At 50.6% G+C, this 26,654-nt stretch carries 28 protein-coding genes; 18 read left to right on the forward strand and 10 right to left on the reverse strand.

Translation table 11 applies throughout. The annotated features are described in order from the left end of the window. Position 1 precedes the first annotated feature (1 nt). From htpX to gatC, 4 genes are all read right to left on the reverse strand, one after another. On the reverse strand, positions 2 to 898 hold the full coding sequence (gene htpX, locus EPV75_RS08700) for a protease HtpX (RefSeq protein WP_128385119.1): 897 nt from the start codon (positions 896 to 898) through the stop codon (positions 2 to 4). 201 nt (positions 899 to 1,099) lie between these two features. Further along, positions 1,100 to 2,530 carry an Asp-tRNA(Asn)/Glu-tRNA(Gln) amidotransferase subunit GatB gene (gatB, locus tag EPV75_RS08705; protein WP_127119461.1) on the reverse strand — a complete coding sequence of 477 codons (1,431 nt, stop codon included), beginning with the start codon at positions 2,528 to 2,530 and terminating at the stop codon, positions 1,100 to 1,102. Positions 2,531 to 2,544: 14 nt separating this feature from the next. Next, entirely contained in the window at positions 2,545 to 3,999 is a 1,455-nt protein-coding gene (gene gatA / locus EPV75_RS08710; RefSeq protein ID WP_128385120.1) for an Asp-tRNA(Asn)/Glu-tRNA(Gln) amidotransferase subunit GatA, read from the reverse strand. Between the two features lie 16 nt (positions 4,000 to 4,015). Beyond that, the gene (gene gatC, locus EPV75_RS08715; protein WP_029938511.1) at positions 4,016 to 4,303 is read right to left on the reverse strand and encodes an Asp-tRNA(Asn)/Glu-tRNA(Gln) amidotransferase subunit GatC; all 288 of its coding nucleotides are present in this window, start codon (positions 4,301 to 4,303) and stop codon (positions 4,016 to 4,018) included. A 375-nt stretch (positions 4,304 to 4,678) separates the two neighbouring features. On the opposite strand from gatC, the gene EPV75_RS08720 reads away from it, so the two are divergent. The 11 genes from EPV75_RS08720 (at position 4,679) to hslO (ending at position 15,230) form a co-directional block, all read left to right on the forward strand. Continuing rightward, on the forward strand, positions 4,679 to 5,725 hold the full coding sequence (locus tag EPV75_RS08720) for a rod shape-determining protein (RefSeq protein ID WP_029938512.1): 1,047 nt from the start codon (positions 4,679 to 4,681) through the stop codon (positions 5,723 to 5,725). A 132-nt stretch (positions 5,726 to 5,857) separates the two neighbouring features. Next, positions 5,858 to 6,631: a rod shape-determining protein MreC gene (gene mreC / locus EPV75_RS08725; RefSeq protein WP_225972430.1), complete on the forward strand. Its 774-nt coding sequence runs from the start codon at positions 5,858 to 5,860 to the stop codon at positions 6,629 to 6,631. Beyond that, a complete protein-coding gene (gene mreD / locus EPV75_RS08730; protein ID WP_029938514.1) occupies positions 6,621 to 7,124 on the forward strand; it encodes a rod shape-determining protein MreD in 504 nt (167 codons plus the stop codon). The genes mreC and mreD overlap by 11 nt, the downstream gene beginning before the upstream one ends. A 5-nt stretch (positions 7,125 to 7,129) precedes the next feature. After that, positions 7,130 to 8,950 (forward strand): penicillin-binding protein 2, encoded by a 1,821-nt coding sequence (gene mrdA / locus EPV75_RS08735; protein ID WP_128385121.1) that lies wholly within the window; start codon positions 7,130 to 7,132, stop codon positions 8,948 to 8,950. Beyond that, positions 8,940 to 10,070 (forward strand): rod shape-determining protein RodA, encoded by a 1,131-nt coding sequence (rodA, locus tag EPV75_RS08740; protein WP_029938516.1) that lies wholly within the window; start codon positions 8,940 to 8,942, stop codon positions 10,068 to 10,070. The genes mrdA and rodA overlap by 11 nt, the downstream gene beginning before the upstream one ends. A 141-nt stretch (positions 10,071 to 10,211) precedes the next feature. Beyond that, positions 10,212 to 11,405 carry a D-alanyl-D-alanine carboxypeptidase family protein gene (locus EPV75_RS08745; protein ID WP_128385122.1) on the forward strand — a complete coding sequence of 398 codons (1,194 nt, stop codon included), beginning with the start codon at positions 10,212 to 10,214 and terminating at the stop codon, positions 11,403 to 11,405. Between the two features lie 13 nt (positions 11,406 to 11,418). Then, complete coding sequence (locus EPV75_RS08750; protein ID WP_128385123.1) at positions 11,419 to 12,300, forward strand: D-amino acid aminotransferase; 882 nt, start codon at positions 11,419 to 11,421, stop codon at positions 12,298 to 12,300. 23 nt (positions 12,301 to 12,323) lie between these two features. Beyond that, positions 12,324 to 12,608 (forward strand): YbeD family protein, encoded by a 285-nt coding sequence (locus tag EPV75_RS08755; RefSeq protein WP_029938519.1) that lies wholly within the window; start codon positions 12,324 to 12,326, stop codon positions 12,606 to 12,608. Between the two features lie 6 nt (positions 12,609 to 12,614). Then, complete coding sequence (gene lipB / locus EPV75_RS08760; protein WP_128385124.1) at positions 12,615 to 13,256, forward strand: lipoyl(octanoyl) transferase LipB; 642 nt, start codon at positions 12,615 to 12,617, stop codon at positions 13,254 to 13,256. 72 nt (positions 13,257 to 13,328) lie between these two features. After that, positions 13,329 to 14,342 carry a lipoyl synthase gene (lipA, locus tag EPV75_RS08765; protein ID WP_192893976.1) on the forward strand — a complete coding sequence of 338 codons (1,014 nt, stop codon included), beginning with the start codon at positions 13,329 to 13,331 and terminating at the stop codon, positions 14,340 to 14,342. A gap of 24 nt (positions 14,343 to 14,366) precedes the next feature. Further along, positions 14,367 to 15,230, forward strand: a complete 864-nt coding sequence (gene hslO, locus EPV75_RS08770; protein ID WP_128385125.1) for an Hsp33 family molecular chaperone HslO — start codon at positions 14,367 to 14,369, stop codon at positions 15,228 to 15,230. A gap of 97 nt (positions 15,231 to 15,327) precedes the next feature. On the opposite strand, the gene yaaA is transcribed toward hslO, so the two are convergent. The 4 genes from yaaA to EPV75_RS08790 form a co-directional block, all read right to left on the reverse strand. Next, positions 15,328 to 16,101, reverse strand: coding sequence for a peroxide stress protein YaaA (gene yaaA / locus EPV75_RS08775; RefSeq protein ID WP_128385126.1), 774 nt, complete (start codon positions 16,099 to 16,101; stop codon positions 15,328 to 15,330). 114 nt (positions 16,102 to 16,215) lie between these two features. Next, positions 16,216 to 16,482, reverse strand: a complete 267-nt coding sequence (locus EPV75_RS08780; RefSeq protein WP_128385127.1) for a hypothetical protein — start codon at positions 16,480 to 16,482, stop codon at positions 16,216 to 16,218. Positions 16,483 to 16,609: 127 nt separating this feature from the next. After that, a complete protein-coding gene (gene murU, locus EPV75_RS08785; protein WP_128385128.1) occupies positions 16,610 to 17,299 on the reverse strand; it encodes an N-acetylmuramate alpha-1-phosphate uridylyltransferase MurU in 690 nt (229 codons plus the stop codon). Then, positions 17,299 to 18,330: an aminoglycoside phosphotransferase family protein gene (locus EPV75_RS08790; protein ID WP_128385129.1), complete on the reverse strand. Its 1,032-nt coding sequence runs from the start codon at positions 18,328 to 18,330 to the stop codon at positions 17,299 to 17,301. Before EPV75_RS08790 ends, murU begins: the two co-directional genes overlap by 1 nt. 203 nt (positions 18,331 to 18,533) lie before the next feature. Here EPV75_RS08790 and EPV75_RS08795 point away from each other — a divergent pair, with 203 nt between their 5' ends. The 7 genes from EPV75_RS08795 (at position 18,534) to EPV75_RS08825 (ending at position 25,904) form a co-directional block, all read left to right on the forward strand. After that, positions 18,534 to 20,900 (forward strand): LPS-assembly protein LptD, encoded by a 2,367-nt coding sequence (locus EPV75_RS08795; protein WP_128385130.1) that lies wholly within the window; start codon positions 18,534 to 18,536, stop codon positions 20,898 to 20,900. Between the two features lie 81 nt (positions 20,901 to 20,981). Further along, positions 20,982 to 22,289, forward strand: coding sequence for a peptidylprolyl isomerase (locus EPV75_RS08800; RefSeq protein ID WP_225972299.1), 1,308 nt, complete (start codon positions 20,982 to 20,984; stop codon positions 22,287 to 22,289). Beyond that, the gene (pdxA, locus tag EPV75_RS08805; protein WP_128385132.1) at positions 22,290 to 23,288 is read left to right on the forward strand and encodes a 4-hydroxythreonine-4-phosphate dehydrogenase PdxA; all 999 of its coding nucleotides are present in this window, start codon (positions 22,290 to 22,292) and stop codon (positions 23,286 to 23,288) included. Continuing rightward, positions 23,288 to 24,097 (forward strand): 16S rRNA (adenine(1518)-N(6)/adenine(1519)-N(6))-dimethyltransferase RsmA, encoded by an 810-nt coding sequence (gene rsmA / locus EPV75_RS08810; protein WP_128385133.1) that lies wholly within the window; start codon positions 23,288 to 23,290, stop codon positions 24,095 to 24,097. Before pdxA ends, rsmA begins: the two co-directional genes overlap by 1 nt. Further along, positions 24,097 to 24,951 carry a symmetrical bis(5'-nucleosyl)-tetraphosphatase gene (locus EPV75_RS08815; protein WP_128385134.1) on the forward strand — a complete coding sequence of 285 codons (855 nt, stop codon included), beginning with the start codon at positions 24,097 to 24,099 and terminating at the stop codon, positions 24,949 to 24,951. Before rsmA ends, EPV75_RS08815 begins: the two co-directional genes overlap by 1 nt. 32 nt (positions 24,952 to 24,983) lie before the next feature. Further along, positions 24,984 to 25,601, forward strand: coding sequence for a hypothetical protein (locus EPV75_RS08820; protein WP_029938532.1), 618 nt, complete (start codon positions 24,984 to 24,986; stop codon positions 25,599 to 25,601). Positions 25,602 to 25,625: 24 nt separating this feature from the next. Continuing rightward, a complete protein-coding gene (locus EPV75_RS08825; protein WP_128385135.1) occupies positions 25,626 to 25,904 on the forward strand; it encodes a hypothetical protein in 279 nt (92 codons plus the stop codon). A gap of 24 nt (positions 25,905 to 25,928) precedes the next feature. On the opposite strand, the gene EPV75_RS08830 is transcribed toward EPV75_RS08825, so the two are convergent. Together EPV75_RS08830 and EPV75_RS08835 are read right to left on the reverse strand one after the other, a co-directional pair. Further along, the gene (locus EPV75_RS08830; protein WP_127119441.1) at positions 25,929 to 26,315 is read right to left on the reverse strand and encodes a MerR family transcriptional regulator; all 387 of its coding nucleotides are present in this window, start codon (positions 26,313 to 26,315) and stop codon (positions 25,929 to 25,931) included. After that, complete coding sequence (locus tag EPV75_RS08835) at positions 26,302 to 26,595, reverse strand: integration host factor subunit alpha (protein WP_127119440.1); 294 nt, start codon at positions 26,593 to 26,595, stop codon at positions 26,302 to 26,304. The genes EPV75_RS08830 and EPV75_RS08835 overlap by 14 nt, the downstream gene beginning before the upstream one ends. Positions 26,596 to 26,654 lie beyond the last annotated feature (59 nt).

Genomic DNA, 26,654 nt, shown 5'->3' on the forward strand with positions numbered 1-26,654 from the left:
ATCAGGCGATTTTCAATTGTTCTTGACTGGTCGCACGCAAAGCTGCGATACGATCTTCCAAAGGCGGATGCGAACGGAACAGATCACCGAAGCTGGACGCTTTCGCAGAAATCCCGAACGCCGCCATTTGATCCGGCAATTCACCCGGCTGCATGGTTTGCAAACGTTGCAGGGCTGCAATCATATTTTCTTTACCGGCCAAATAAGCACCACCGTTGTCGGCATGGAATTCACGCTTACGCGAGAACCACATAGTAATCATACTGGCCAGAATACCGAACAGGATTTGCGCCACGATGTCTACCACGATGAACACAAAGCTATGACCTTCGTTTTCGTTCTTCAGCACCACTCGATCCACAACGTAGGCTACGATCTTAGCGAAGAAAATAACAAAGGTGTTCACCACGCCTTGCAACAACGCCATGGTGACCATGTCACCGTTAGCGATGTGCGCGACTTCGTGCCCCAATACCGCTTCGACTTCGTTTTGACGCATATTGCGCAACAACCCGGTCGATACCGCAACCAAAGCGGAATTTTTAGTCATCCCGGTGGCAAAAGCGTTTGGCTCCGGCGAGTCGTAAATCGCGACTTCCGGCATGCCGATACCGGCTTTTTCCGCTTGACGACGCACGGTTTCCATCAACCATTGCTCATCGGCATTACGAGGTTGCTCGATAACTTGCGCCCCTACCGACATTTTCGCCAGCCACTTCGACATGGCAAGAGAGATAAACGAACCTGCAAAACCGAAAATGGCCGCGAAGGCAAACAGGTTACCCAGGTCCAGATTCGTGCCCTGCATATAGTTGCCGACACCTAACAAATTCATCGTAATCATGGCCACAGCCAAAACCGCGATGTTTGTTAATAAAAATAAACCGATTCGTTTCATTCAAAACCTCCAATGGTTACCAAATCGTCTGTTGTTGAGAGTCCAGTCACTGTTTTAACACATTAACTGTAGATAATGACTAATATAAGGTTTTTTTATAGAGTTTCAAGCGAATTTTAGACAAGATTCAAACTGCCTTAATCTTTTCACATTTCCGCCCACCTAAAATAAAAAACCGCCAGGCCTGGCGGTTTTGATGATTTAAGACTGTAGCTTCTCTTTCAGTATCTGATTGACCTGAGCCGGATTGGCTTGGCCTTGCGAAGCTTTCATCACCTGCCCGACAAAGAAACCGAACATCTTTTCCTGGCCGCCTTTATAGGCTTCCACTTGAGATGGGTTGTTCGCCAAGACGTCATCAACCATCGCCTCAATCGCTGAGGAATCGGTGATTTGCTTAAGGCCTTTCTGCTCGATAATCGCATCGGCGTCGCCTTCGCCCGCCCAAATGGCGTCGAACACCTGCTTGGCAATCTTACCGGAAATGGTCTGATCCTGAATACGAGCAATCAAACCGGCCAACTGCGCCGCGGAAACCGGGGAATCGGCAATATCCATGTCGTTTTGGTTCAACGCTTTCGACAGCTCCCCCATCACCCAGTTGGCAGACACTTTGGGTTCATTGGTTTCCGCCAACACGGCTTCAAAGTATTCCGCCATGGCACGAGAACCGGTTAAGAACGCCGCATCGTAATCCGACAACCCGAAGTCCGCGACGTACCGTTGACGCTTAGCCTCTGGCAACTCCGGCATATCGGCCCGAATCGCTTCAATGTCTTCGTCGGTAATCACCACTGGCAACAAGTCCGGGCATGGAAAGTAACGGTAATCGTTCGCTTCTTCCTTTTCACGCATGGAACGGGTTTCGTTTTTATCAGCATCGTACAAACGGGTTTCCTGCACGACTTGGCCGCCGGATTCCAAAATATCGATCTGGCGCTGAATTTCATACTCGATGGCTTGCTCAATGAACTTAAACGAGTTGATGTTTTTCAACTCGGCACGTGTTCCAAACGGAGTACCCGGCTTATGAATCGAGACATTGGAATCCACCCGGAAAGAACCTTCCTGCATATTGCCGTCGCAAATCCCCAAGTACTGCACCAGCTCATGCATTTTCTTGGCATAAGCCACCGCTTCCTGAGCCGAACGCATGTCCGGTTCGGACACGATTTCCAACAGCGGCGTCCCGGCACGGTTCAAATCCACCCCGGTTTGCCCTGGAAAAGCATCGTGAATCGATTTACCGGCGTCTTCTTCCAAATGAGCGCGCGTGACACCGATTCGCTTGGTTTCACCGTCCACCTCAATATCCAAAAAACCACCTTTATCAACGATGGGATACGAAAACTGCGAGGTCTGATACCCTTTCGGCAAATCCGGATAAAAATAGTTTTTACGGTCAAAGACCGAGCGTTTACCGATTTCGGCACTCAAGGCCAAGCCCAAGCGAATCGCTTTCGGAATCACCGCTTTATTCAAGACCGGTAATTGCCCCGGCATCCCCAAGTCCAACAAGTTGGCCTGGGTGTTCGGCTCCGCACCATAAGCAATGGATGAGCCGGAAAAAATCTTTGTTTTGGTGGTTAATTGAGCGTGAATCTCTAAACCAATCACAACTTCCCAAGTCATTGTCCATTCCTTCCTTATTGATAATCCGCAGGCATTTGTTGATGCCAATCGGTATTTTGTTGATATTGGTGTGCCACTTTCAAGAGCGTCGGCTCGCTGTGATACGGACCGACCAAGTGCAGGCCAACCGGCAAACCATCGGCAAAACCGGCGGGAACGGACATGGCCGGCAAGCCGGCCAAGTTGACAGGAATGGTGTAAAGATCCGCCAGATACATACTGACCGGATCATCGGATTTTTCACCGATCTTAAAGGCCGGTGACGGCGCAACCGGCCCGACAATCACGTCACATTGCTCAAACGCTTTGACGAAATCGTCACGCACAATGCGGCGCAGTTTCTGGGCTGTCAAGTAATAGGCATCGTAATAACCGGCCGACAAGGCGTAAGCGCCCACCATGATACGGCGCTTCACTTCGGCACCGAAACCTTCGGAACGGGAACGCATATACAGGTCCTGTAAATCCTGCGGGTTGTCGCAACGATAGCCATAACGCACACCGTCGAAACGCGACAAATTGGACGAGGCTTCCGCCGGGGCCAGCACATAATAAGACGGTACCGCCAAATCCTTGTTCGGCAAACTGACTTCGACGATTTCCGCCCCCAACGCTTCCAACTGGGCAATCGCGTCGCGAACCGCTTTTTCGACGCCTTCATCCAGGCCGTCACCGAAATATTCTGCCGGAACACCGACTTTCAGACCTTTGATGTCTTGGCCTAATTCGGCCTCAAAATCAGGCCTGGTCATTTCGATACTAGTGGAGTCTTTTTCGTCAAACCCGGCCATGACATTCAACAACCAAGCCGTTTCTTCGGCCGAACGCGCCATTGGACCGGCCTGATCAAAACTGGATGCATAAGCAATCATCCCGTAACGCGAAACCGCACCATAGGTCGGTTTAATCCCAGTCACGCCGCAAAAAGACGCCGGTTGACGAATCGACCCACCGGTATCGGAACCGGTCGCCAAAGGCGCCAGGCCTGCCGCGACCACCGCCGCGGAACCGCCCGATGACCCCCCCGGTACGGTTTGCAAATTCCAAGGGTTTTTCGTCGGCCCGAAGTAACTGCTTTCGGAAGACGAGCCCATGGCAAACTCGTCCATATTGGTTTTACCCAAAATCGGCATACCGGCTGCTTTGATTTTTTCCACAATGGTGGCATCGTAAGGCGCAATAAAGTTATACAGCATTTTCGAGCCGCACGTCGTTTTGACGCCGTCGGTACAAAAAATATCTTTATGGGCCACCGGAATACCGGTCAAAGGCCCGCCTTTCCCTTCGTCCAGCATCGCGTCGGCCGCTTTGGCCATTTCCATCGCCAATTCCGGCGTCACCGTCACATAGGCATTCAACTCCGCATCGTAGCGTTCAATACGGTCCAAATAATGCTGCGTCAGCGCAACGCTGGTAATTTCACGTTTTTTGAGCTTGTCGCTCATTTCTTTAACAGATAAAGTGTGCATCTGAAGTCTGTCTCTTTTAGTCAATTACTTGCGGCACAAGGTACATGCCATTTTCCGCGGCCGGGGCCAGCTTTTGATACTTTTCATGCTGATCCACCTCGGTGACCACATCGTCACGCAAACGCTGCACCTGATCCAACGGATGCGACATCGGCTCGACCCCCTCCGTATCCACGGCCTGCATTTGCGTGAAGATATCCAGAATACTGGACAATTTATCCGCCAAAGGCTCGACTTCGGACGCTTCCACCGAAATGGCCGCCAAGCGCGAAATTGACTCGACGTCAGTTTTATTCAAGGACACTTCGACTCTCCATTAAACCAAAAATTAAAACCTTATTAAGTTACCACATTTCGAACTTTTCAAAAAGAGACAAACCGGAAAAAGGCCGACAAAAACCCGGAATAAAATCACAAACAAAACACTCGTTTCCGGGCGAAAAGCCCATAAACGGAAATTTAAGGTTTTATACGAATTTCTATGACAAATAAATGACTTTTCATAGCGAGTTTGATATAAAATGTTTGGGTTATTTCTGGGTTCATTTTCCAGCTCAATCAAAGACGATTGAAAAAGTGGCTTTCACCAACACCAATCACTTTGACAAAGCGCCCATTCGGCGACGAAAAACCCATTAATTGAAACCAACGAAACAAGCTATTTTAAGGATTTGCCTCAATGTTGCGTAAAATCATCGGACTCTTTTCTAACGACCTTTCCATCGACCTCGGTACCGCCAACACCCTAATTTATGTCAGAGGAAAAGGCATGGTTCTGAATGAACCATCCGTCGTGGCGATCATGAACAACCGTCAGGGTTCCAACTCCCGTTCGATTGTGGCCGTCGGTGAAGGCGCGAAACAGATGCTTGGGAAAGAGAACCAGAAAATTCAAACGGTTCGTCCGATGAAAGACGGCGTCATCGCCGACTTCGAAGTCACCGAAAAAATGTTGCAATCCTTTATCCGAAAAGTACACGAAGCCCGCTTCTTCCAACCCAGCCCTCGTGTTTTGGTGTGTGTGCCTTGCGGCTCCACTCAAGTCGAGCGCCGCGCGATCCGTGAATCCGCTGCCGGTGCCGGCGCGCGTGAAGTCTATCTGATTGAAGAACCGATGGCCGCCGCCATCGGTGCCGGCATGCCGGTCAGTGAAGCCACCGGCTCCATGGTCGTTGATATCGGCGGGGGCACCACCGAAGTCGCCACCTTATCTTTGAACGGTATTGTTTGGTCGGATTCAGTTAAAGTGGGCGGCGACCGCTTCGATGATGCCATTATCAAATACGTGCGTCGCAATTACGGCATGGTCATCGGTGAAGCCACCGCCGAGAAAATCAAAAAAGAAATCGGCACCGCTTATCACGAAATCGAGCCGGACACACTGGAAGTCCACGGTGCCAACATTGCCGAATCGGTACCACGACGTTTTACGTTGAACAGTAATGAAATTCTGGAAGCCCTTCAAGAACCGCTTTCTGCGATTGTCAGTGCGGTTCGTACCGCTTTGGAACACACGCCACCAGAACTCGGTGCCGACATTGCCGAGCACGGTATCGTACTGACTGGTGGTGGCGCTTTGCTTCGCAATATCAACACCATGCTATCTGAAGAGACCGGCGTCCCAGTCATTATTGCCGATGATCCGTTAACGTGTGTGGCGCGCGGCGGCGGCCGAGCGTTGGAATTGATGGATGAAAAAGGAATTGACGTTTTTTCATTTGACTGAGATGTTTTTTACACACTCTAACCGCTTTTCGATTTCATCCGGCCTTCTTGTCGTAAGGAGGCTACCATCAACCTGAGCTCCACCTCGCCCCAAAAAGAAGGCACTCAGTTCGTCGCTTTTTTCATTCTCTGTATCGCTTTGATGGTCATGGACCATTACAGCCACCTATTGTCCAATTTCCGCAACCTGCTGCTGACCACCATCGAACCGATTGAGCGCACCGCCACCCTGCCGCTCGACATCTATAACTGGATGCAGAAAGACTACACCACCATCAACCAGTTGCGTTTACAGAACCAGCAACTGCAGACGGAAAACCTGTTACTCAAGGCCCAACAGCAACAAATGGCCAAGCTCAAACTAGAAATCGATCGTTTGAACCGTTTGCTCGGCACCGCCAGCCAATTGGATGCTTCAAAAATCCAAATCGCCACCGTGACCGCTTACAGCCAAACCCCATATGCCCAGTTCTATACACTGAATAAAGGTGCTCTCGACGATGTCGACATCAACCAAACCGTCATCGACGCCAAAGGACTCATCGGCCTGATCACCTATATGACACCGACCTCCAGCCGAGTGCAACTCATCACCGATCCCGATATTCAGGTGCCCGTACGCATCCAACGAACCGGACAGCGCGGCATTCTCAGCGGCCTGGGGCACGACCAGCTGTCCCTGATGTTCATTCCCAATTCCAGCTCGGTACAAGAAGGCGATTTACTGGAAACATCAGGCCTGGGCAATATTTTCCCTGAAGGCTACCCGGTGGCGAAAATCTCTCAGGTCAGTAACCTGAAAGACGAGCCTTACTATGAAATTTCCGCTGAACCCATGGCAGATTTGAACCGTTCGCAAAAAGTGCTGATCCTTTCAAACCAGATTGGAGAAATCGATGTCCGATAAAGTGTTTTCCCTTCGGGTATCCGACATCAAATGGCTACTGCTGTTCAGCTATCTGCTGAGCATGGTGCTCGACAACATGATGATTTTGAGCTTCAAAATCAACTTCATCCCATATTTGACCGTCTTAATGTTATTGTTTTGGACTACCCAAATCCTCGACAAAACCCATTTGTTGTCGGCGTTTTTGCTCGGCCTGATCTTCGATGCCTCGCTCAACACCCCCTTGGGCTCTCACAGCTTGATTTTTATCACCTTGACGTTTCTGATGCTGCGCTCCCGCTTACGATTCAAGGGTTATCCGCTCTGGCAACAATCCTTAATTATCGGCACTTACATTGCGCTGTTTCAAGTCATGAACTGGTTTTTATTTCATCCGGTTCTTGTCGGGCATGACCTTTTCTACTTCTGGGCCGAACCGTTCATTGCCGCACTCATCTGGCCGTTTTTCTCAACGATCATGCAGCGCCTGACGCAACGATTCGTATTCAGCTAAATGCCATGAGACATCACCACCACCTGTACCAAACGGAAAACGAAATCAGCCAACAGAAACGACTTTTCCGTGCCCGCATCTACTTTGCCCTGGCCTTTGCCATCCTTTTCTTTTTGGTACTGTTGGGGCGCATGACTTACCTGCAGTGGATTGGCTACAATCATTATCATTCCATGGCGGAAGGCAACCGGATATCCGTGGAACCCATTCCGGCGGTGCGTGGCCGTATCTACGACCGTAACCACATTCTACTGGCGGACAACCAACCTGTTTTCGTCCTGAAGTTTTCCAAAGATAAAATCGAAGACATCACCGAAACCATCAACCGGTTACACGAGATTCTGCCAGACCTGCCCGAGCAAAAACTCAACAAGTTTGAAGAACGCTTGAAAGTTTCGAGCAAGTATCGGCCAATCTATTTACCTTATACCCTTTCGGAAAATGAAGCCGCACGCTTTGCCGGTAACAGCTACCAATTCCCTGGCATCACACTGGTCGCAAAACTCAAACGCACCTATCCTTTCGGCTCCGCGGCGGTGCATGCGCTGGGCTATGTCGGTAAAATCAATCAGCAGGAATACGACGGCCTGAACGAATCCCGTTACGCGGGTACCGACGTCATCGGGAAACTAGGCGTGGAAAAATTCTATGAACCCGTTCTCCACGGCTTTCCCGGTCTGCAGCAAGTGGAAACCAATGCACGAGGTCGCGTCATTCGAAAACTGGAAACCATTCCGGCCAAACCGGGTAAAGACATTCAGCTCACCATCGACATCCGCTTACAGGAATACATCGAAAAATACCTGGACGGTAAAAAAGCCGCCGTCGTGGTCACCGACCCGAAAACCGGCGACATCCTCGCGTACATCAGTTCGCCCGGTTACGACCCGAACCTATTTGTGGACGGCATCAGCCAGACCAACTATAAAAAACTGCTGTCCAACCACAACCGCCCCCTCATCAACCGAGTTTTGAACGGTCAATACCCACCCGGCTCCACCATCAAGCCGTTTGTGGCCCTGGCTGCCATTGAAAACAACATCATCTCACCGCAAAAACAAATCTACGACCCTGGCTTTTTCGAGTTCAAAGACCACCGCTATCGCGACTGGAAGCGCCAAGGTCACGGCTTGGTCGACATGAACGATGCCATCGCACAATCCTGCGATACCTACTTCTATGAACTCAGCCTGGATATGGGCATCGACCTGATCCACGACTCGCTATACCCTTTTGGTTTCGGACACCACACCGGAATTGACCTTTTCAACGAATCCGTCGGCATCCTGCCCTCCAAGGCCTGGAAGAAAAACACCAAAGGCGAGTCCTGGTATAAAGGTGAAACCATCATCGCCGCCATCGGACAAGGCTATTTCCTCGCCACGCCACTGCAATTGGCCAAGGCCGCGTCCATTATGGCCAACCGCGGCGAAGTAGTGGAACCGCATCTTTTAAAAGGCATGGACGAACCGGAAAAAGAACAGATTCCGATTCAAAAAATCCGCAACTGGGAAGAAGTCATCCAAGCCATGGTCGACGTCATGCATGGTTCACGCGGCACCGCACGGCAATATGCCCGCGACCTGCCATTTAAAATGGCCGGAAAGACTGGTACCGCTCAAGTTTTCAGCTTGAATGAAGCCGAATACGATGAAGAAAACATCAAAAAAAGCCTGCGTGATCACTCGCTGTTTATCGGCTTTGCGCCGGTGGAAAAACCGAAAATCGCCATCAGTGTTATCATAGAAAACTCCACGCTCAAGGCTGCTCCCGTCGCCGTGGACATCATCAAATATTACCTGACCGAGTTGCACGATGAGAATTGATTTACCCGCCAAGGAAAAAGTCTACCGCCAGAACAAAGGGCTCTTGGTGTCGCTGCACATCGATGCATGGCTTCTGTTGGGCATTCTCGGGTTAATCGTCATCGGCAGTCTGATTGTATTCAGCGCTTCCGGCGCCGACCCCGAAGTCTTATCACGCCACCTGCTCCGTGTCGGGTTCGCGTTTGCCTTGATGATACTGTTCGCGCAAATCCCACCCAATTTGATGATGGTTTACACCCCCTGGATTTTTGCCATCGGCACCATCATGCTCGCCAGTGTCCTGCTGTTTGGCGACATCGGTAAAGGCGCCAAACGCTGGCTGGATCTGGGCTTTTTCCGCTTTCAGCCATCGGAGATCATGAAACTGGCCTTGCCGATGATGATTGCCTGGCTATTCGCACACGACACCTTACCGCCCTCCAATAAAAAAATGCTGGTCGGGATTGGCCTGGTTGGCTTGATTTCGGGCTTGATTATCGTTCAACCGGACTTAGGTACCTCTATCCTGATTGCCATGAGCGGACTCTTTGTGCTGTTTTTCGCCGGCTTGTCCTGGAAGTTTATCCTATCAGCCATGGCGGTGGTCGCCGCCAGCCTACCGATTATCTGGAATTTCTACATGTATGATTATCAGAAACAACGTGTTCTGACTTTCCTCAACCCGGAATCCGACCCGCTCGGTACCGGCTACCACATCATTCAATCCAAAATTGCCATTGGCTCGGGCGGCATTGAAGGCAAAGGCTTTATGGGCAGCACCCAAGCGCACTTGGAATTCCTCCCGGAAAGCACCACCGACTTCATCTTTTCGGTACTGGCCGAAGAATTCGGTTTGATTGGGGTCGCAATCCTCTTACTGCTTTATTTACTGGTCATAGCGCGCGGTCTCTACATCGCCTACCAAGCCCAGGAAAATTTCGCTCGCCTGACCGCGGCCAGCCTTGTGATGACGCTCTTCGTGTACGTATTCGTCAACATCGGCATGGTCAGTGGCTTACTGCCGGTTGTCGGCTTGCCTTTACCCTTATTGAGCTATGGAGGAAGTTCACTGGTCACCCTGATGGTCAGCTTCGGCATTCTCATGTCGATCCACACCCACAAACGACTACTTACCTCTTAACAAAACTTGAAAAAACCGGTTTTACCTCCATTATCTTTCCATTGTTTCAATCAAGATAACACTCGGGGTTCCCTTTCGGTTTCACCCCGTTTGTGTTAAATTATCAAAATTATTAATTGCTAAAAAAGATACTGATATCTCATGGTTAAGACGCTTGGTTTTATTTTCACTTTCTTTGCATTTCTCAGCCCGGTTTGGGCCGACAGCATTCAAACTCCGCCTCCGGCCCAACCGGTTCCGCACGTTGTTCCATCACCGCCAAAAACAGCGGCCGAAGCCTATATCCTGATCGATTACAACAGTGGCAAAATCATTGCCAGCCAAAACGCTGACATGCGCGTCGAACCGGCCAGCTTAACCAAAATCATGACCGGTTACGTCGTCATCAACGAATTGAGCAACGGCAATATCAGCCTGGACGACATGGTGACGATTTCACCGAAAGCCTGGAAAATGCCCGGCTCCAAAATGTTCATCGAAGTCGGTAAAAAAGTCTCTGTCCACGACTTGATCAAAGGCATGGTCATCCAATCCGGTAACGATGCCAGTGTGGCGCTGGCTGAGCACATTGCCGGCAGCGAAGAAGTCTTTGCCGAACTGATGAACAAATACGCCGAATCTCTGGGAATGACGCACACTCATTACATGAACGCCACCGGCTTGCCCAACCCGGATCATTACACAACCGCGGAGGACCTGTCTATTTTGGCCCGCGCACTCATCAACAAGTTCCCGGAAGAATATGAGTGGTATGCCCAGAAAAAATTCACGTTCAATGGCATCACCCAATACAACCGCAACAAATTGCTTTGGCAAGACCCTTCCGTGGACGGTTTAAAAACCGGGCACACCGAATCGGCTGGCTATTGCTTGGTAACATCGGCCAAACGTGATGACATGCGCTTGATTTCCGTCGTACTGGGAACGGACAGCGCCAAACAACGCATTCAAGAAAGCCAAAAACTGCTGAATTACGGCTTCCGTTTCTTCGAAACCCACAAACTGTACCAAGCCGGTCAACGCTTGAATGACGCACGGATTTGGGAAGGACAACAAGACACTGTCGGACTGGGCCTGGAAAACGACCTTTACGTCACCATTCCGCGTGGCCAATACAAAAACTTGAAAATCGAATCCACCATCGACCCGAAAATCACGGCCCCGGTAAATGCCGATCAGCCACTGGGTGAATTGACCGTTTCACTGAACGATGAGACCATCTCCCAGAAGCAGCTGGTCAGCTTATCTCCAGTCGAAGAAGGTTCTTTCTTTAAGAAAATCCTGGACCAAATCAAACTGTTATTCAAAAGTTTGCTGGGGTTCCTGGGCCTTTAATTGAGGACAGCCTATGGGAAAATCCGGACAAATCGCCTACCTGAACGGCGACTTCATTCCCATTGAAAAAGCCCAAATCTCCCCCCAGGACAGGGGGTTTTTATTTGGTGACGGGGTTTATGAAGTCATCCCCGTTTACAGCAAACGGCTGTTCACTTTCGAACCGCACCTGAAACGCCTCAAAAACAGTCTCGCCGCCACGGACATTATGAATCCCCTGGACGACGCCGGTTGGCGCAAACTTCTGCAGAAACTGGTCGATATGCATCCCTGGCCAGACCAATTCATCTACCTTCAAGTCACACGCGGCGTTCAAATGCAGCGCGACCATTTGCCCGCCGACAACTTGACCCCGACGCTCTACGCCTACACCAATGAATTAAAACCGGTTTCGGATGACATTCAAATCCATGGCATCAAAGCCGTCACACTGGACGATTTACGCTGGCAGCATTGCGACATCAAAGCCATTACACTGCTGCCCAATATCCTGATGAAGATGACCGCCAAACAACAAGGCGCCGACGATGCCATTCTCCTTGACCGAGGCGGTTTCGTGACTGAAGGCACTTCCAGTAATGTGTTCATTGTCCGGGATGGACAACTGCAAACCCCGCCGCAAAGCACCGCACTGCTGTCTGGCATCACCCGCCAAGTCATTCTGGAACTGGCTGAACAACACAATATGCCTTTTAGCGAAACCCCATTGACCTTGCCCGACTTGCAAGCCGCCGATGAAATCTGGCTGACCAGTTCCACCAAATACGCCCTCCCCGTTACCCAACTCAACGGACAGCCGGTCGGAAACGGTCAACCCGGCCAGGCCTGGCAAAAAATGCAACAACACTTTGAAAACGCCAAACAAGCCCATATAAACAAAGCATTAAACCAATAAAGCCTAAACCGAGAACACACATTATGACGGTCGATTTACACACTCCCGATAACGAATCGTTGATCGATTTTCCATGCGATTTTGAACTGAAAGCCATGGGTCGAAACAACGGAACCCTGGTGGAAACCGTATATGAAATCACCCAAAAATACGCGCCGGATGCCTCCCGCGACAACATTCGCATCAAGGACTCGAAGGGCAGCCGCTTCATTTCCGTCAATATCACCTTCCACGCCACCAGCCTGGAACAGTTGCACAGCATCTATGGTGAACTGAAGCAACACCCCGAAATCCTGATGACACTGTAAGCAAACATGCCCGTTCACATTCGATCCCTCGGCCTGCAACCCTATGAGAACACCTGGCAGGCCATGCAAAACTTCACCAGCGAACGCTCCGACGAGACCGACGATCAAATTTGGCTGGTCACCCACCCGCCGGTCTTCACCCAGGGCTTGAATGGCGACGCCAAGCACCTGCTCGGCCCGGCACACCAGAACAACATCCCCATTATCCAAACCGATCGGGGCGGACAAGTCACCTACCACGGCCCAGGACAAGCCGTTGTGTATTTATTGCTGGATCTAAAACGGGCCAAAATCGGGGTTCGCGACCTGGTCAGTCGAATGGAAAACACCATTATCGACTACTTAAGCACCCTCAACATTGATGCCAGTGCCCGCAAAGAGGCACCGGGCGTGTACGTTAACGGTGACAAAATAGCCTCCCTAGGCTTAAAAATCCGAAAACAACGCACTTATCACGGCTTGGCACTCAATCTCGAAATGGACATGAGCCCTTTCCACTGGATCACCCCCTGCGGCTTGGAAGGTATTCAAATGACTCAGGTCGCCGATCAATTGGAAGACACAACGGCCGTTCCCGACATGGACACCTGCCTGACCGAATTGAGTCAAATTTTATTAACCCATCTGGAACCGGAAATCTCCGGCTAACACACGGCATTTCTTGAATAAAATCGCTTTGGCTCTATAATAACGTCTTTGTTTTATTGGGTTTTCCAGCTTATGACGTCACCACAAATGCACGAAATTTCTCTCGACGCCATCACCGGCTTGCAAAAAGACAGCCTGAAAGCGCGTAACGAACAGATGTCAAAAGGCGAATACAAAACCAAATCGCTGAAACACCGCCCGGACCCAAGCCAGCCCAAACTGAAAAAACCCAGTTGGATTAAAGCCAAATTACCGTCGGCCAAACACATTGGTCGAGTCAAGGAACTCAAACAAATTTTGCGCGAGCAAGGGTTAAACTCGGTGTGCGAAGAAGCTTCCTGCCCAAACCTGGGCGAGTGCTTCGGGCACGGCACGGCGACCTTTATGATTATGGGCCACATCTGCACACGCAAATGCCCTTTCTGCGATGTCACCCACGGCCGACCGAATGCATTGGACGACAATGAACCGCAACATTTGGCCGACACCATCGCCGCCATGCAGCTCAATTACGTGGTCATCACCTCCGTGGACCGAGACGACCTTCGAGACGGCGGCTCCGGTCACTTTTTGCAGTGCATTGATGCCATTCGCACCACCACACCGGACGTTAAAATCGAAACCCTCGTGCCCGATTTTCGCGGTCGATTGACCGTGGCTTTGGATACGCTCGCACAATCGCCCCCAGATGTGCTGAACCACAACTTGGAAACCATCCCACGTCTGTATGAAGAAGCGCGCCCAGGTGCGGATTACCAGGCCTCGTTAGACCTACTCAAACGCTTTAAAGCCATGCGCCCGGACACCACCACCAAATCCGGTCTGATGGTCGGATTAGGTGAAGAAATGGACGAAATTCTCGACGTCATGCGAGATTTACGCGCACACGATGTGGAAATGCTGACTGTCGGCCAGTACCTGCAACCGTCGGACTTCCACCTTGGCGTCAAACGCTACTGGACGCCGGACGAGTTCAAACAATTGGAACTGGCCGGCCTGGAAATGGGCTTCACCCACGTGGCGTCTGGCCCGATGGTTCGCTCTTCCTATCATGCCGACCTGCAAGCGCAAGGCCAATTTGCTTAACCGTCTTACACAGGACTCCCGACCATGAATAATTCGATTCAACGTTTTTTATTCAAACACCTTAATATCCGTGGCCAGCATCTGCAAATTGACCAGGCCTGGCAGGAAATGATAAAAGACCGCCACTATACCGCGCCGTTGACCAAGGTGTTGGGGGAACTAACCGCCATGGCTGTCATGCTTGCCAATGGCATGAAACACACCGGCAAAGTTTCCATTCAAGTGCAAGGCAAAGGGCCGGTGAACTTATTGGTGGTCGAATCGACACACGATTTGAAAATCCGCGGCGTCGCCAAAACCAATACCACCCTGTCCAACGAATCCACATTGGATGAATTGCTGGGCGACGGCCAGATACTGGTCACCATGGAAAACACCCAAACAAACGGTATTTTCCAATCCTATGTACCGCGCGAAGAAAACAGCATTGCCCAATCGTTTGAGGTATTTTTGAGCCAATCCGAACAGCAGCCATCCAAATTATGGCTGGCGGCCAATGAAACGGGCATTGGCGGCGTCATGATCCAAAAAATGCCTTCCACCGATGAGCATGACGAAGACGGTTGGGAACGCATTCATATGCTGACGGACACGATTAAAGACGACGAACTGATTGAACTGGATGCACAAACACTGTTGCACCGCCTGTTCCACGAAGAGACCATTGAATTGTTCGAGTCCCAAGACATTGCATATGAGTGCCCGCAAGATCGCAAACGCGTGGAAGAAATGCTGCTGTCACTGGGCGAAGCCGAAGCCCGAAAGATTTTGGAAGAGCACGGTGAAATCGTGGTACACAATGAAATCTGCAACTACCACATCCGTTTCACCAAAGAGGATGTGGATCAACTGTTTTCCAGCTCCGATTCGCAGCCGACATTGCAGTAAACCTGAAAGCCGGCATCAGGCCATAAAAAAACCGCCAGTCCCTTGTTTTTAAGCAATGAGGCCTGGCGGTTTTCTTATGCTGTTCATTCCGAAAATGTTAGTCAACTTGCTTTCGCGTAAACACCCAGTCTTTTTCGGATGATAAATCCGGCGCAAAGCGATAACCGTCATAATCGAAATACTTCAAATCCTCAACCTGTTCAACCTGATTAACGGCCGCATAACGCGCCATCAAACCACGGGCGCGCTTGGCGTAAAAACTGATCATTTTATACTGACCGTTTTTCCAGTCTTTGAACTGAGGAGTGATGATGTCCGCGTTCAATTCTTTTTTCTTAATCGCTTTGAAATACTCATTGGAGGCCAGGTTCACCACCAAACGACTGTCCTGTTCGGCCAACTGCCGATTCAAGGCTTCGGCCAACTGATTTCCCCAGAAAGCATACAAATCTTTCCCTTCCGCATTGGCGAATTTGGTACCCATTTCCAAACGATAAGGCAAAATCAAATCCAACGGCTTCAACAAACCATACAAGCCGGACAGAATACGCAAATGATTCTGTAGATACGACATTTGCGACTCATTAAGCGAAGACGCCTCCAGTCCTTGATACACGTCGCCTTTAAACAACAACACGGCTTGCTTGGCTTGATCGCCAAACGGCTGTTCCCATGCTTGGAAACGCTCATAGTTCAACTCGGCCAACTTGTCGCTCAAATGCATCAACCCGGCGACATCCACCGGCCCGAGTTGCTTCAAATCATCAATCAAGCGCTGAGACTGCGTCAGGAATTCGGCCTCGGAAGACGGAACCGACGCTGGGGCGGGCGTTTCATCCAACGCTTTGGCTGGCGAGACTAAAAACAACATATTCGCTCCTTGGAATTTTGGGTAGGGAAATTCAAATGAAACTTATTTTAGCGCCAAAACGCAAAAAGGGAAGCCACGCTTCCCTTTTCGGTTCAAAGTGCATCCGCTGTCCGTTTAAAGACCGTCCGGCGTCAGCCCTTGCTCTTCCAAGAAGTGGCGCAATTTGGTCACCTCTTCCTTATTGGCCAACTCATGGCCGTGATGTGGCAGCCCCAGCGTTAACTCGGCGTCATTCAATTTGATGTGCGCACGGTTGGCGTTGGACACATCAATCTCCGCACCGTAATGCTCCAAAGCCGAAGCCAGTTTCTTCCAGTCAATATTCGTCGCAATCGGGTGTGCAAACACTTTTTCAATCGTCACTTTATGTTTGTGGCTCATTTATTATCCTACTGATTTCAATCCATTCATCTGAGTGAGTAATCGGGCGTTATCCTTTGCCCCTTCTCAACTTTTAATATACTCTTATTGACGTAAAAGCCAACTTAAAAAATTCTATGAACGCGTGTTATTTTTGGTAATGGCGTCGAGCCGCTTCCAAACGCTCCACAGTCCCGATATCGTCCCACAACCCCGAGTAGACTTCACCGCTCACCTTTCCGGCCGCCATCGCTTGTCGTAACAACGGGGCTAAGGGTTCAACACCAGGAATCAGACCATCAAACAAACTCGGGTGCAACACACTGATGCCCGCAAATGTCCACTCCCCTTCCGCAACCACTCGGCCATTTTCCAAACCGAAATCACCTGTCGCTTTAAACGCCGGGGTCGGCACCAAGACCAAATGCGCCAACACATCGTCCGGCAAGACCATTTTGGCCAGGCCTGCAAAATTGTAGTCGGTCAGCACATCGCCGTTCACCACCAGAAACGGGGCGGAATGGTCGCTTAACTTCGGCAACGCTTGTAATATCCCGCCTGCCGTCTCCAGTCCACCTTCCGGCTCCGCAGAATACTGAATGTGTACGCCGTAAGCATCCCCGTTCCCCAGTTTGGTTTCAATTTTTTCGCCGAGCCAAGCATGGTTCACCACCACGTCCGTCACCCCTGCGCTGGCCAGAGCCAAAAGATGGTGTTCAATCAGGGCCTGTCCACCGACTTCCATCAGGGGTTTCGGTAAGACATCGGTCAACGGCCGCAACCGGTTGCCGCGCCCAGCGGCTAAAATCATCGCTTTGTGAGGAGTGGAAACAGCCATCACACCGCCTTGCCCGACATCGGCAAAACCGGTAACACTTTGCTTTCCAGTAAGCTCGCCAGGGCACGGGTTTCAGCGTATTTGGGCGCCATATCGTAGATATACTGCACCGTGTTCGGAATGTCGTTCAAGTAACCTTCCTTGCCGTCACGATGATACAAACGAGCAAAAATACCGGAGGCTTTCAGGTGGCGCTGGATGCCCATCAAATCCATCGCTTTCACAAACCCTTTCCATTCGTCTTTCGCCAGCAATCTGGCTTGCACCAAACTCAGAAAATACTGTCGCTGCCATTCGGTCACCTGCTCGGACGGCCAAGAGATATAACAATCCCGTAATAAAGACACCGCATCGTAAGTTAACGGGCCTTTAACCGCATCCTGGAAGTCCAAAATGCCCGGGTTGTCTTTATCCAACACCATCAAATTCCGACTGTGATAATCTCGGTGCACATAGGTCTGCGGTTGACTCAACGCCGACTGCGCCAACAGGGCTGTCACTTCCCGCCAGACCTGGCGTTCGGTGGCGGAAAGAGTAATGTCCAAATGCGTGTTCAACAGCCAATCGGTAAACAACGCCATCTCATTATTCAGCAAGGTGGCATCGTATGGCGGTAAGCTTTCCGCAGCATTATGGCCCTCTGTTTGCAAGGTGACCAGAGCGTTCAAGGCATCGGTATACAAGGCCTCGGCGCTGGCTTCCGTCAACCGATGCAAATAGGTTTCGTTCCCCAGATCGGTCAATAACAGAAACCCCTGAGACAAATCTTGCTCCAACACTACCGGGACAGTTAGCCCCATTTGATTCAATTGCCCGGCAATGCGCACAAAGGGTTCGCAATCTTCATGTTCGGGCGGCGCATCCATAATGATACAGGTTGCCTCCGGTTCATGAGGACGGCGCACCTCAATTCGGTAATAGCGCCGAAAACTCGCGTCACTGGACGCGGCGACAGGCATTGAGAAATCGGTTTCTTTTAGAAAAGGACACTGGTCAAGCCAGTTTTGTAGTTGTTGAAAACGTTGTGACATCGAATCTATTTCGGCTCCTTTGCCCGACCGAAGAAAGGTTTATCGTGATTGACCGCCGCTCACCTTACCACTCGCGGTTTTATACCGCAGCCATGAGTATCGTAATCTCGTTTGCCTGCGTATTTTAACGCTTCAAAGGTAACGTCGGCGTTGTCTTTGCGGTAGAATACCTGAATTATTCATCATTTACGATTTAACGCTGGATGTCAATTCGAAGCCGCTCCATTTTATCAGGTTTTTTACTGCTACCGCTGTGGGCGCCGCCTATGGTGAAAGCGGCGGATGACAGCCCGATAAAAGCCGCTTCTCCGGTTTCCACCAACCCGGCCTGCTTACCGGCCTGGATTGCACCACCGATAACACCACCCGGTGTGCAAGCGGATCACTCCGCTGAAGCCGACAACATCTCTCAACCGGATGAACTCACTTACGACCTGACCGGGAATGTGGTATTAAAACGACCAGGCCTGGTGGTTTTGTCCGATCGTGTACAGCTCAACCGTCTGAACGAAGAAGCCAATGCGTTTGGTCAAGTCCAGTTCCAGCGAGACGGCTTGATTGTCACCAGCCAGAGTGCGCACCTTAACCATCAGAAGCAAACCGCGCAACTCAAAGACGCCCGTTACCAGTTCATCGACACTCGGGCGCACGGCACCGCCAAGCAAATTGATGTCGACCAAAAAACCAACCTGGCCGAACTCGAAAAAGCCTCTTTCACCACCTGCCCCTTAGTGCAGTACAGTTGGCAGGCTCGTAACGGCGACATCGAGACCTCGGAAAAATACGACTGGGAGCTGGATTTCGGCCATTTGCAAATCAACAACAACAAACGCCGCATTTACGGCTACAACACTTGGCTGTACTTCCAAACCGTGCCGGTGTTTTATACGCCTTACATCGACTTCCCGATGGATGACCGGGCTAGCGGCTTCCTATTCCCGACCATCGGAAGCTACCGCCCTCTGACGCGTGATACGGCGGAGAACTATGTCGCCGTCCCTTATTATTTCAATCTCGCCCCCAATTACGACGATACGTTGACCGTCATGAAAATGCAGGATCGCGGCTGGGTCGTGGACAATGAATTCCGCTACCTGCTCCCAAACAGCAGCGCTCAACTGAGTTTGACCGGTTTGAACGATCAGGTTACCTCAAAAGAAGGCTTAAGCTATATCGACGAAAACGGCGATCCCGCTTACGGCGAAAAGATTGAACAACGGTGGCGTGCTAAATTAATTGCCCAACAACAATGGGCGCCGGGCTTGAACAGCAATATTCTCTGGCACGAATTATCCGACAAATATTTCTATACCGATATTCCGGTGGAAAGCGCACTGGACAGCGCCAGTTATACCCAACGCTACATCAACCTTAATTACAATAAGGACAATTTGCAAGCCGGCGTTCACATATTAAATTATTTACGCTTACGCGATGATGCAGCCTACAACTATGAAAAACGCCCGGAAGTCACGCTCAATTATTTTCACCCTTTCGAAACGGAAGGTCTGCGCAATGTCAGCATCAATCTGCCGATCACTTCCACCGAATTCCAAATCGCACCCCAAGCGCATAAACCGGAAGCCCAACGAAACGTCTTCTCGCCGTCCGCTCAATATCAGTATTACAAACCATACGGGAGTTTCAAAGCCGAGGCCGTGGCGAATAAAGTCCATTATTATATGGAAGACAATGGTTATAACACATCCGGGCAGAACCAACTCGATATCACCGTTCCGCAGTATGCGCTCCACGGTAAACTGATTTTCGAACGCGACTTTTCGCTCGCCGGATTCGACATGGTGCAAACCCTGGAACCGGAAGTGCAATACCTCTATGTCCCTTACCAGGATCAATCGCGCATTCCGCTATTTGACACCACCGCTCGCAGCTTGGACTTCACCAACCTGTTCAGCTACAACCGTTTTTCAGGCTCCGACCGTATCGGCGATACCAACCAAGTCTCAGCCGCTCTGACCACCCGCTTCCTGAAACGCGACGGCACGCCTCTGGCCGAAGCCGGTTTAGGGCAAATTTTTTACTTCGCCGACCGCCAGGTCACGCTCAACAGTACGGCCACCGACACAGAACTGGCGCAAAACACCCAAAACGTTTCAGACTATTACGTCAAGCTGGGCTTTACCGCCGGGCCGGTTTACTTTGCCTCCACCAGCCAGTACGATAACCGTAACTATGAACTGACCAACAGCAACAGTCGCTTGAAATTTGGCCTGTCGTCAGACTTTAACCTGTTGATGACGCACCTTATCACCAACCAGAACCAACCAGGTGAACAGGAAGACCTCGCTGCGGGCCTGACTTGGCAACTGACGTCGAAATGGGGTGTCGGCGGTTACATCAATTACGACTTCACCAAAGAACGAAAAACCGAAGTCCAAAGCGCCATCCGTTACGACAGCTGTTGCTGGGCCTCGGAACTGTCACTTAAGGAAACACAACTGGACAATGGGCTGTATAATTACAGCATCCAATACGTCATCGAGTTCAAAGGACTTAGCACCGTCGGCACGCCGTTCAAGGAATACTTAAACGACAAACTGAATTTTTAAACCGAAACCGAAACATCACGCTTAGAGACTTGCATGAAACCAACATTATTGACCCGTTTTTTCACATGGCTGCCCCTTCTTATGATGCTCCATTCCGCCCAGGCCTGGTCGGAATCACAACCGCAACTGCTTGACCGCGTAGTCGCCGTGGTGAACGACGACATCATTCTCAAAAGCCAACTGGACCGCGAAGCGGAGCTGGCGCGCCAAGAGCTGCAAACACGCAACATCAATGTCAGCAACATGGACGAACTGAACATGAAAGTGCTGGATCGCATGATTTTGGAAAAGCTGCAACTGCAAGAAATCAAACGCATGGGGCTGAAAGTACCGGATGAGGAGCTGCTGGGACAAATTCAACAAATTGCCGAGCAAAACAACCTTTCAGTGCTGCAATTACGTGATCGTCTCAATTATGCACGTCCGAACGGATTTCAGGAATTCCGTGAACGCATTCGCCAGCAGATGTTGTTTCAAAAACTGCGTGAAGCCGAAGTACTTTCCAAGACCCAAGTAACCGAAGATGAGATCAATAACTTCATCCAGCGCCAAAACCTGATTGAAAACAGCGATGAATACCACCTGAAGCACATTCTGATCGGTTTACCGGAATCCGCGACACCGACACAACGTGATGCCGCTCGCAAGAAAGCCGAAGAGGTTTTACAGAAGTTGCGTGAAGGTGAAGACTTCAGTCAAATGGCCGTGCGCTATTCCGATGGCAGCAAGGCATTGCAAGGCGGCGATTTAGGCTGGTTATCCAATGACCAGATTCCAACGTTCTTCGCCAAAGCATTCAGTCAACTTAAACCCGGCCAGTTCAGCGACATCATCCGCAGCCCGGTCGGCTTTCACATCATTGAACTCGACGGCCAGCGCAATAAAAACAGTCAACTGGTCAAGCAATATCATGTCTACCGTTTCATCCTCTTATCGGACGATGCCAAACACTTGAAACAACCCAGCAATACACTTATCAGCCTGGCTGACAGCATCGATAGTTTGGAAAAATTCAAGCAGCTCAATGAACAATATTCCGATATTCCCGCGTCCGTCAACGCCAACGGTAACCTGGGCTGGCAAACCGCCCGTGACTTACCGGCCGAATATTTCGCGGCCATCGCCGACCTCGATCCCGGTCAAGCCGCACGGCCATTCGCCACCGATGAAGGTTGGGTTATCCTCTATCTGGATGGCATTCGTCAACAGGATGTGACGTTAAAGGATAAACGGGAACAGGCCATGCAAACCCTGCGCATGAAAAAAGCCAATGAAACCTATGAAATCTGGCTTCGCCGTTTGCGTGACGAAGCTTTGGTCGATATCCGATACCATGATCCGGAAATCATGCAGCCTTTACCGAAGCATGACGAGGGTAACGGAGAATAAATGACTGCGACACAACACCGACTCGTCATTACCTCTGGAGAACCGGCCGGCATCGGCCCGGAACAAGTCGTTCAACTGGCTCAACAAGACTGGCCGTTTGAATGGGTCGTCATCGCCGATGCCGACCTGCTCAAAGAAAGAGCCAAACGCATCGGCCTGCCGATTCACATCGAAATGTTTGATGCGTCTCGGTCAGCCACGCCAAATTTAGCCGGAACCATCAAACTGTTGCCAATTAACCTAGCGGTGCCCTCTATTCCGGGGCAACTGGCGATTGAAAATGCCGATTACGTGCTCAAAATGCTTCACACCGCCATTAAGGGCTGCCTCGACGGCACCTTCGACGCCATGATTACCGGACCGATTCATAAAGGCATTATCAATGACGCCGGTTTGAAGTTCACCGGCCATACCGAACTCTTGGCCGAAGCCTCGGGAACCGAACGCGTGGTGATGATGCTGGCCACACCTGGCCTACGGGTTCCGCTGGTCACCACTCATTTGCCGCTTTCAGAGGTGCCGCAAGCCATTACACCCAAATTATTGGAAGAAGTCATCGGCATCCTGCACCAATCCCTGCAAACCCAATTCAAAATTCCCGAACCGAAAATCTATGTGATGGGCCTCAACCCACATGCTGGAGAAGATGGACATCTTGGCCGCGAAGAGCTCGATGTCATCATTCCAACATTGGATCGTTTACGCGCAAAAGGCATGGACTTGGTCGGTCCGCTTCCGGCCGACACCATCTTTAGCCCCGGCAACCTCAAGCAAGCCGATGCCTTTTTAGCCATGTACCACGACCAAGGCCTGCCGGTTCTGAAATACGTCGGCTTCGGGCACGCGGTGAACGTCACTCTCGGCCTTCCCTTCGTCCGCACCTCGGTGGATCATGGCACCGCCTTGGACTTGGCCGGAAAAGGGCAAGCCGACATCAACAGCTTCCGCTACGCACTGGAAGTCGCCATCGATATGATACCGTCGCAGGGGAAAGCTTGATGACACAAAAAAACAAACCCCACCAGCACAAAAAACGCTTCGGCCAAAACTTTCTCAATAACGACCGAGTTATCCAGCAAATCGTCATGGCCATTCAGCCAAAGCCCGATCAGCATCTGGTCGAAATCGGCCCGGGTGAAGCGGCATTGACTCAGCCATTACTGGAAGTCGTAAAGATTCTCGACATCATCGAAATCGATAACGATTTGATTGGTCCTTTGACACAAAAACTCGGTCACTATCCAGCCTTTCATTTACATCACACCGATGCACTGACTTTCGATTACCATCAACTGCTGAAAGATGAAAACGACCGCCTGCGCGTGGTCGGCAACTTACCGTATAACATTTCCAGCCCACTCTTGTTTCATCTAATGCAATACGGGAATCGTATTACTGATATGCACTTCATGTTGCAAAAAGAAGTCGTGGAACGCATCACGGCCGAACCGGGCAGTAAAACCTATGGCCGTTTAAGTGTCATGTTGCAATACGCTTGTGCCACCGAGTATCTGTTCACGGTTGGTCCGGAAAACTTCACGCCACCGCCAAAAGTGGATTCCGCCATTATCCGTTTAACGCCCTACCAAACCAAGCCTTATTCGGCGACATCCGAAAGCGACCTTTCCGACTTGGTGCGCCAGTCCTTCTCGCAAAAACGCAAAACCTTACGCAACAACTTGAAAGGTTGGCTGACGGACGATGACATTGAGGCCTGCGGCGTCCGACCATCCGATCGCGCGGAAACTTTGTCCGTCGCCGACTTTGTCGCACTGGCGGACTGTTACACGGCCAAAGGAGCCATTTGATGGCGACCTATGTCATTGGCGACTTGCAGGGTTGCTTCGACGAACTGTTGGAACTGCTGGCGGCCATTGAATATGACGAACAGCACGATGTGCTTTGGTTCGCCGGAGACATTGTCAATCGAGGCCCGAAATCTCTGGAGTGCCTGACTTTCGTGAAATCGATCGAAGAATCCGGCCGGGGCAAAACGGTCTTGGGCAACCATGATTTTCACTTGCTGGCGGCCTACTCAGGCCTCGAAAAATACGTCTCAAAATCGGATACTTTGACGGAGATTCTCCAATCCGAAGACGCACCGGAATTGCTTGACTGGTTACGCCGCCAACCGCTGGTCGTGAAGCACGACTACCTTCCCGTCGCGATGGTGCATGCAGGAATCCCCCCGCAATGGACAATCGCGGAAGCCTTAACCCACAGCCGTGAAGTCGAGCAGCACTTACAATCCGATGCCTGGCAAACCTTTATCCGTGAACACCTCTTCGGTTCCGAACCGAGAGAATGGCAAGAAACACTCACCGGCTGGGAACGCATTCGCTATATCGTCAATGCATTTGCTCGAATGCGTTATTGTGACGACAAAGGCAAACTCGAATTCAAACAAAAAATGTCACCGAATCAAGCCGACTCATTGAAAAAACATTATCAGCCTTGGTTTGCACACGGCAACCGCAAAAACAAAGACCATGAAATCTTTTTCGGACACTGGTCCACCCTCGGTGCCGTCGATGCCTACAACATCCACTCCACCGACACCGGCTGTTTATGGGGCGGAGAATTAACCGCCTATTGCCTTGAGACCCACACTCGGCATACAATAAAATGCAAAATGCAGTGCAAACCCAAAAAGAAACCCTGAACGAAATCTAAACGCCAGAGCCATTACCCCTTATGGAAACAACTGAAAACGATTTGCCGGACGGCTCTCAGGAAGACATGGTGCTCGAACCGCGCACCCCGACGGCGGAAGAAATGCTGGAACGCCTGCATGCCGTGAATTTGGACGATTTCAATATGCAGGAAATCACCGATGAGCTGAAAGGCAACAATGCTTGGTTATTCGTACTGACCATGCCGATTACCGCGATTCTGTTGGTCGTATTCACTTTGGTAGGCACCTTTGCGACCGGTTACTTTATCCTAAGCTTCATCGTCTCGGCCGGTATTTTATTCGTTGTCGGCAAGATGATTGACCAATACGAACAGAAGTTCCGCTACCAAGCACGCCTGGAAGTCATGCGGCGCATCAAGGAAGCCGAAACGGAAGACGGCTTGATTCCGCACTTCAAAGACTTTCTGCCCAAAAAATACCGCCATCTTTGGCAAAGCTTGAAAAAACAGAATTACATCTACATCGATCAATACATTGCCGCCATAACCCTCTTGCAACAGCGCTTGGACAGTGATAAATTCATTCGTATATGGCGGCTAAAACACCCGGAAACCGCTCCCGACGCCGAGGAAATGGAAGAAGAGTACGCCGATTATCAGGGACAGCAACGCGCTTAACTGGATAACACATAAGAGATTACAATGCACTTACCCACTCGCCCCATCCAACCGGAAGATCACGTTCTCATTGCACTCGGTCCGAACGGCCACCCGACATTCAAAACCATCCACCCCAGCGAGCATTATCTCGATCATTTGGGTCAACACATGGTCGGCTGCAAAAAGTCCCAGTACGAAACCCACATGGTGGTCTCATCCCACAACGTCTTCACTTTGACGAACCCGGATTACCGTTTCGACGAAGCGCTGGATCAGATTATTCGAAATTTGATTTTGGATCGATACCCGAAAAGTATCTAGTATTTAAATATCTGCTGCCGACGCTTAATAGCGCTGGCTGAGGTAGCGTTGGAATTCTTTCAATTCCGAACGCATCTGTTGAAGCAACCCCATCGCATTCTCCGCTTCCCCTTTCAAGTCGGCTTCCAACACATCGGATTTGCTTAATCGGGCCTTGGCGCCCGGAATGGTAAATCCCTGCTCGTGTAGCAACGATTTGATTTCAATGACCATTTCGACATCGCGTCGTTGATAATAACGCCGACCACGGCGTTTGCTGGGTTGCAGCTGTGGAAACACCTGCTCCCAATAACGCAAAACATGCGATTTCAACTGGCAGAACTCACTGACTTCCCCGATGGTGAAGTACTTCTTATCGGGTAAATCGATTTCCAGTTGCTTCGGTTTGTCCGTCGATTTAGGCTTTACCATAGTTATCTATCTGAGCTCGCAATTTCTGACCGGGCTTGAAGGTGACCACACGGCGTGCCGAAATCGGTACATCTTCACCCGTTCTTGGATTTCGACCAGGCCTGGCACTTTTGTCCTTCAGTTCAAAGTTGCCAAAGCCCGAAAGCTTGATCTGTTCACCCTTGACCAGAATATCCGACATCTCATCGTAAAACTGTTCCACCAACTCTTTGGATTCACGCTTATTGAAACCGAACTTTTCCGATAGGGTTTCCGCAAGGTCTGCTTTGGTCAATGCCATGTCTTTTCCTCTCAATACAATACGTCAATTAAACCTTTTCAAGGCAGTTAATTCAACTT

This window comes from Hydrogenovibrio thermophilus (genome assembly GCF_004028275.1).
Lineage (GTDB): Bacteria > Pseudomonadota > Gammaproteobacteria > Thiomicrospirales > Thiomicrospiraceae > Hydrogenovibrio > Hydrogenovibrio thermophilus.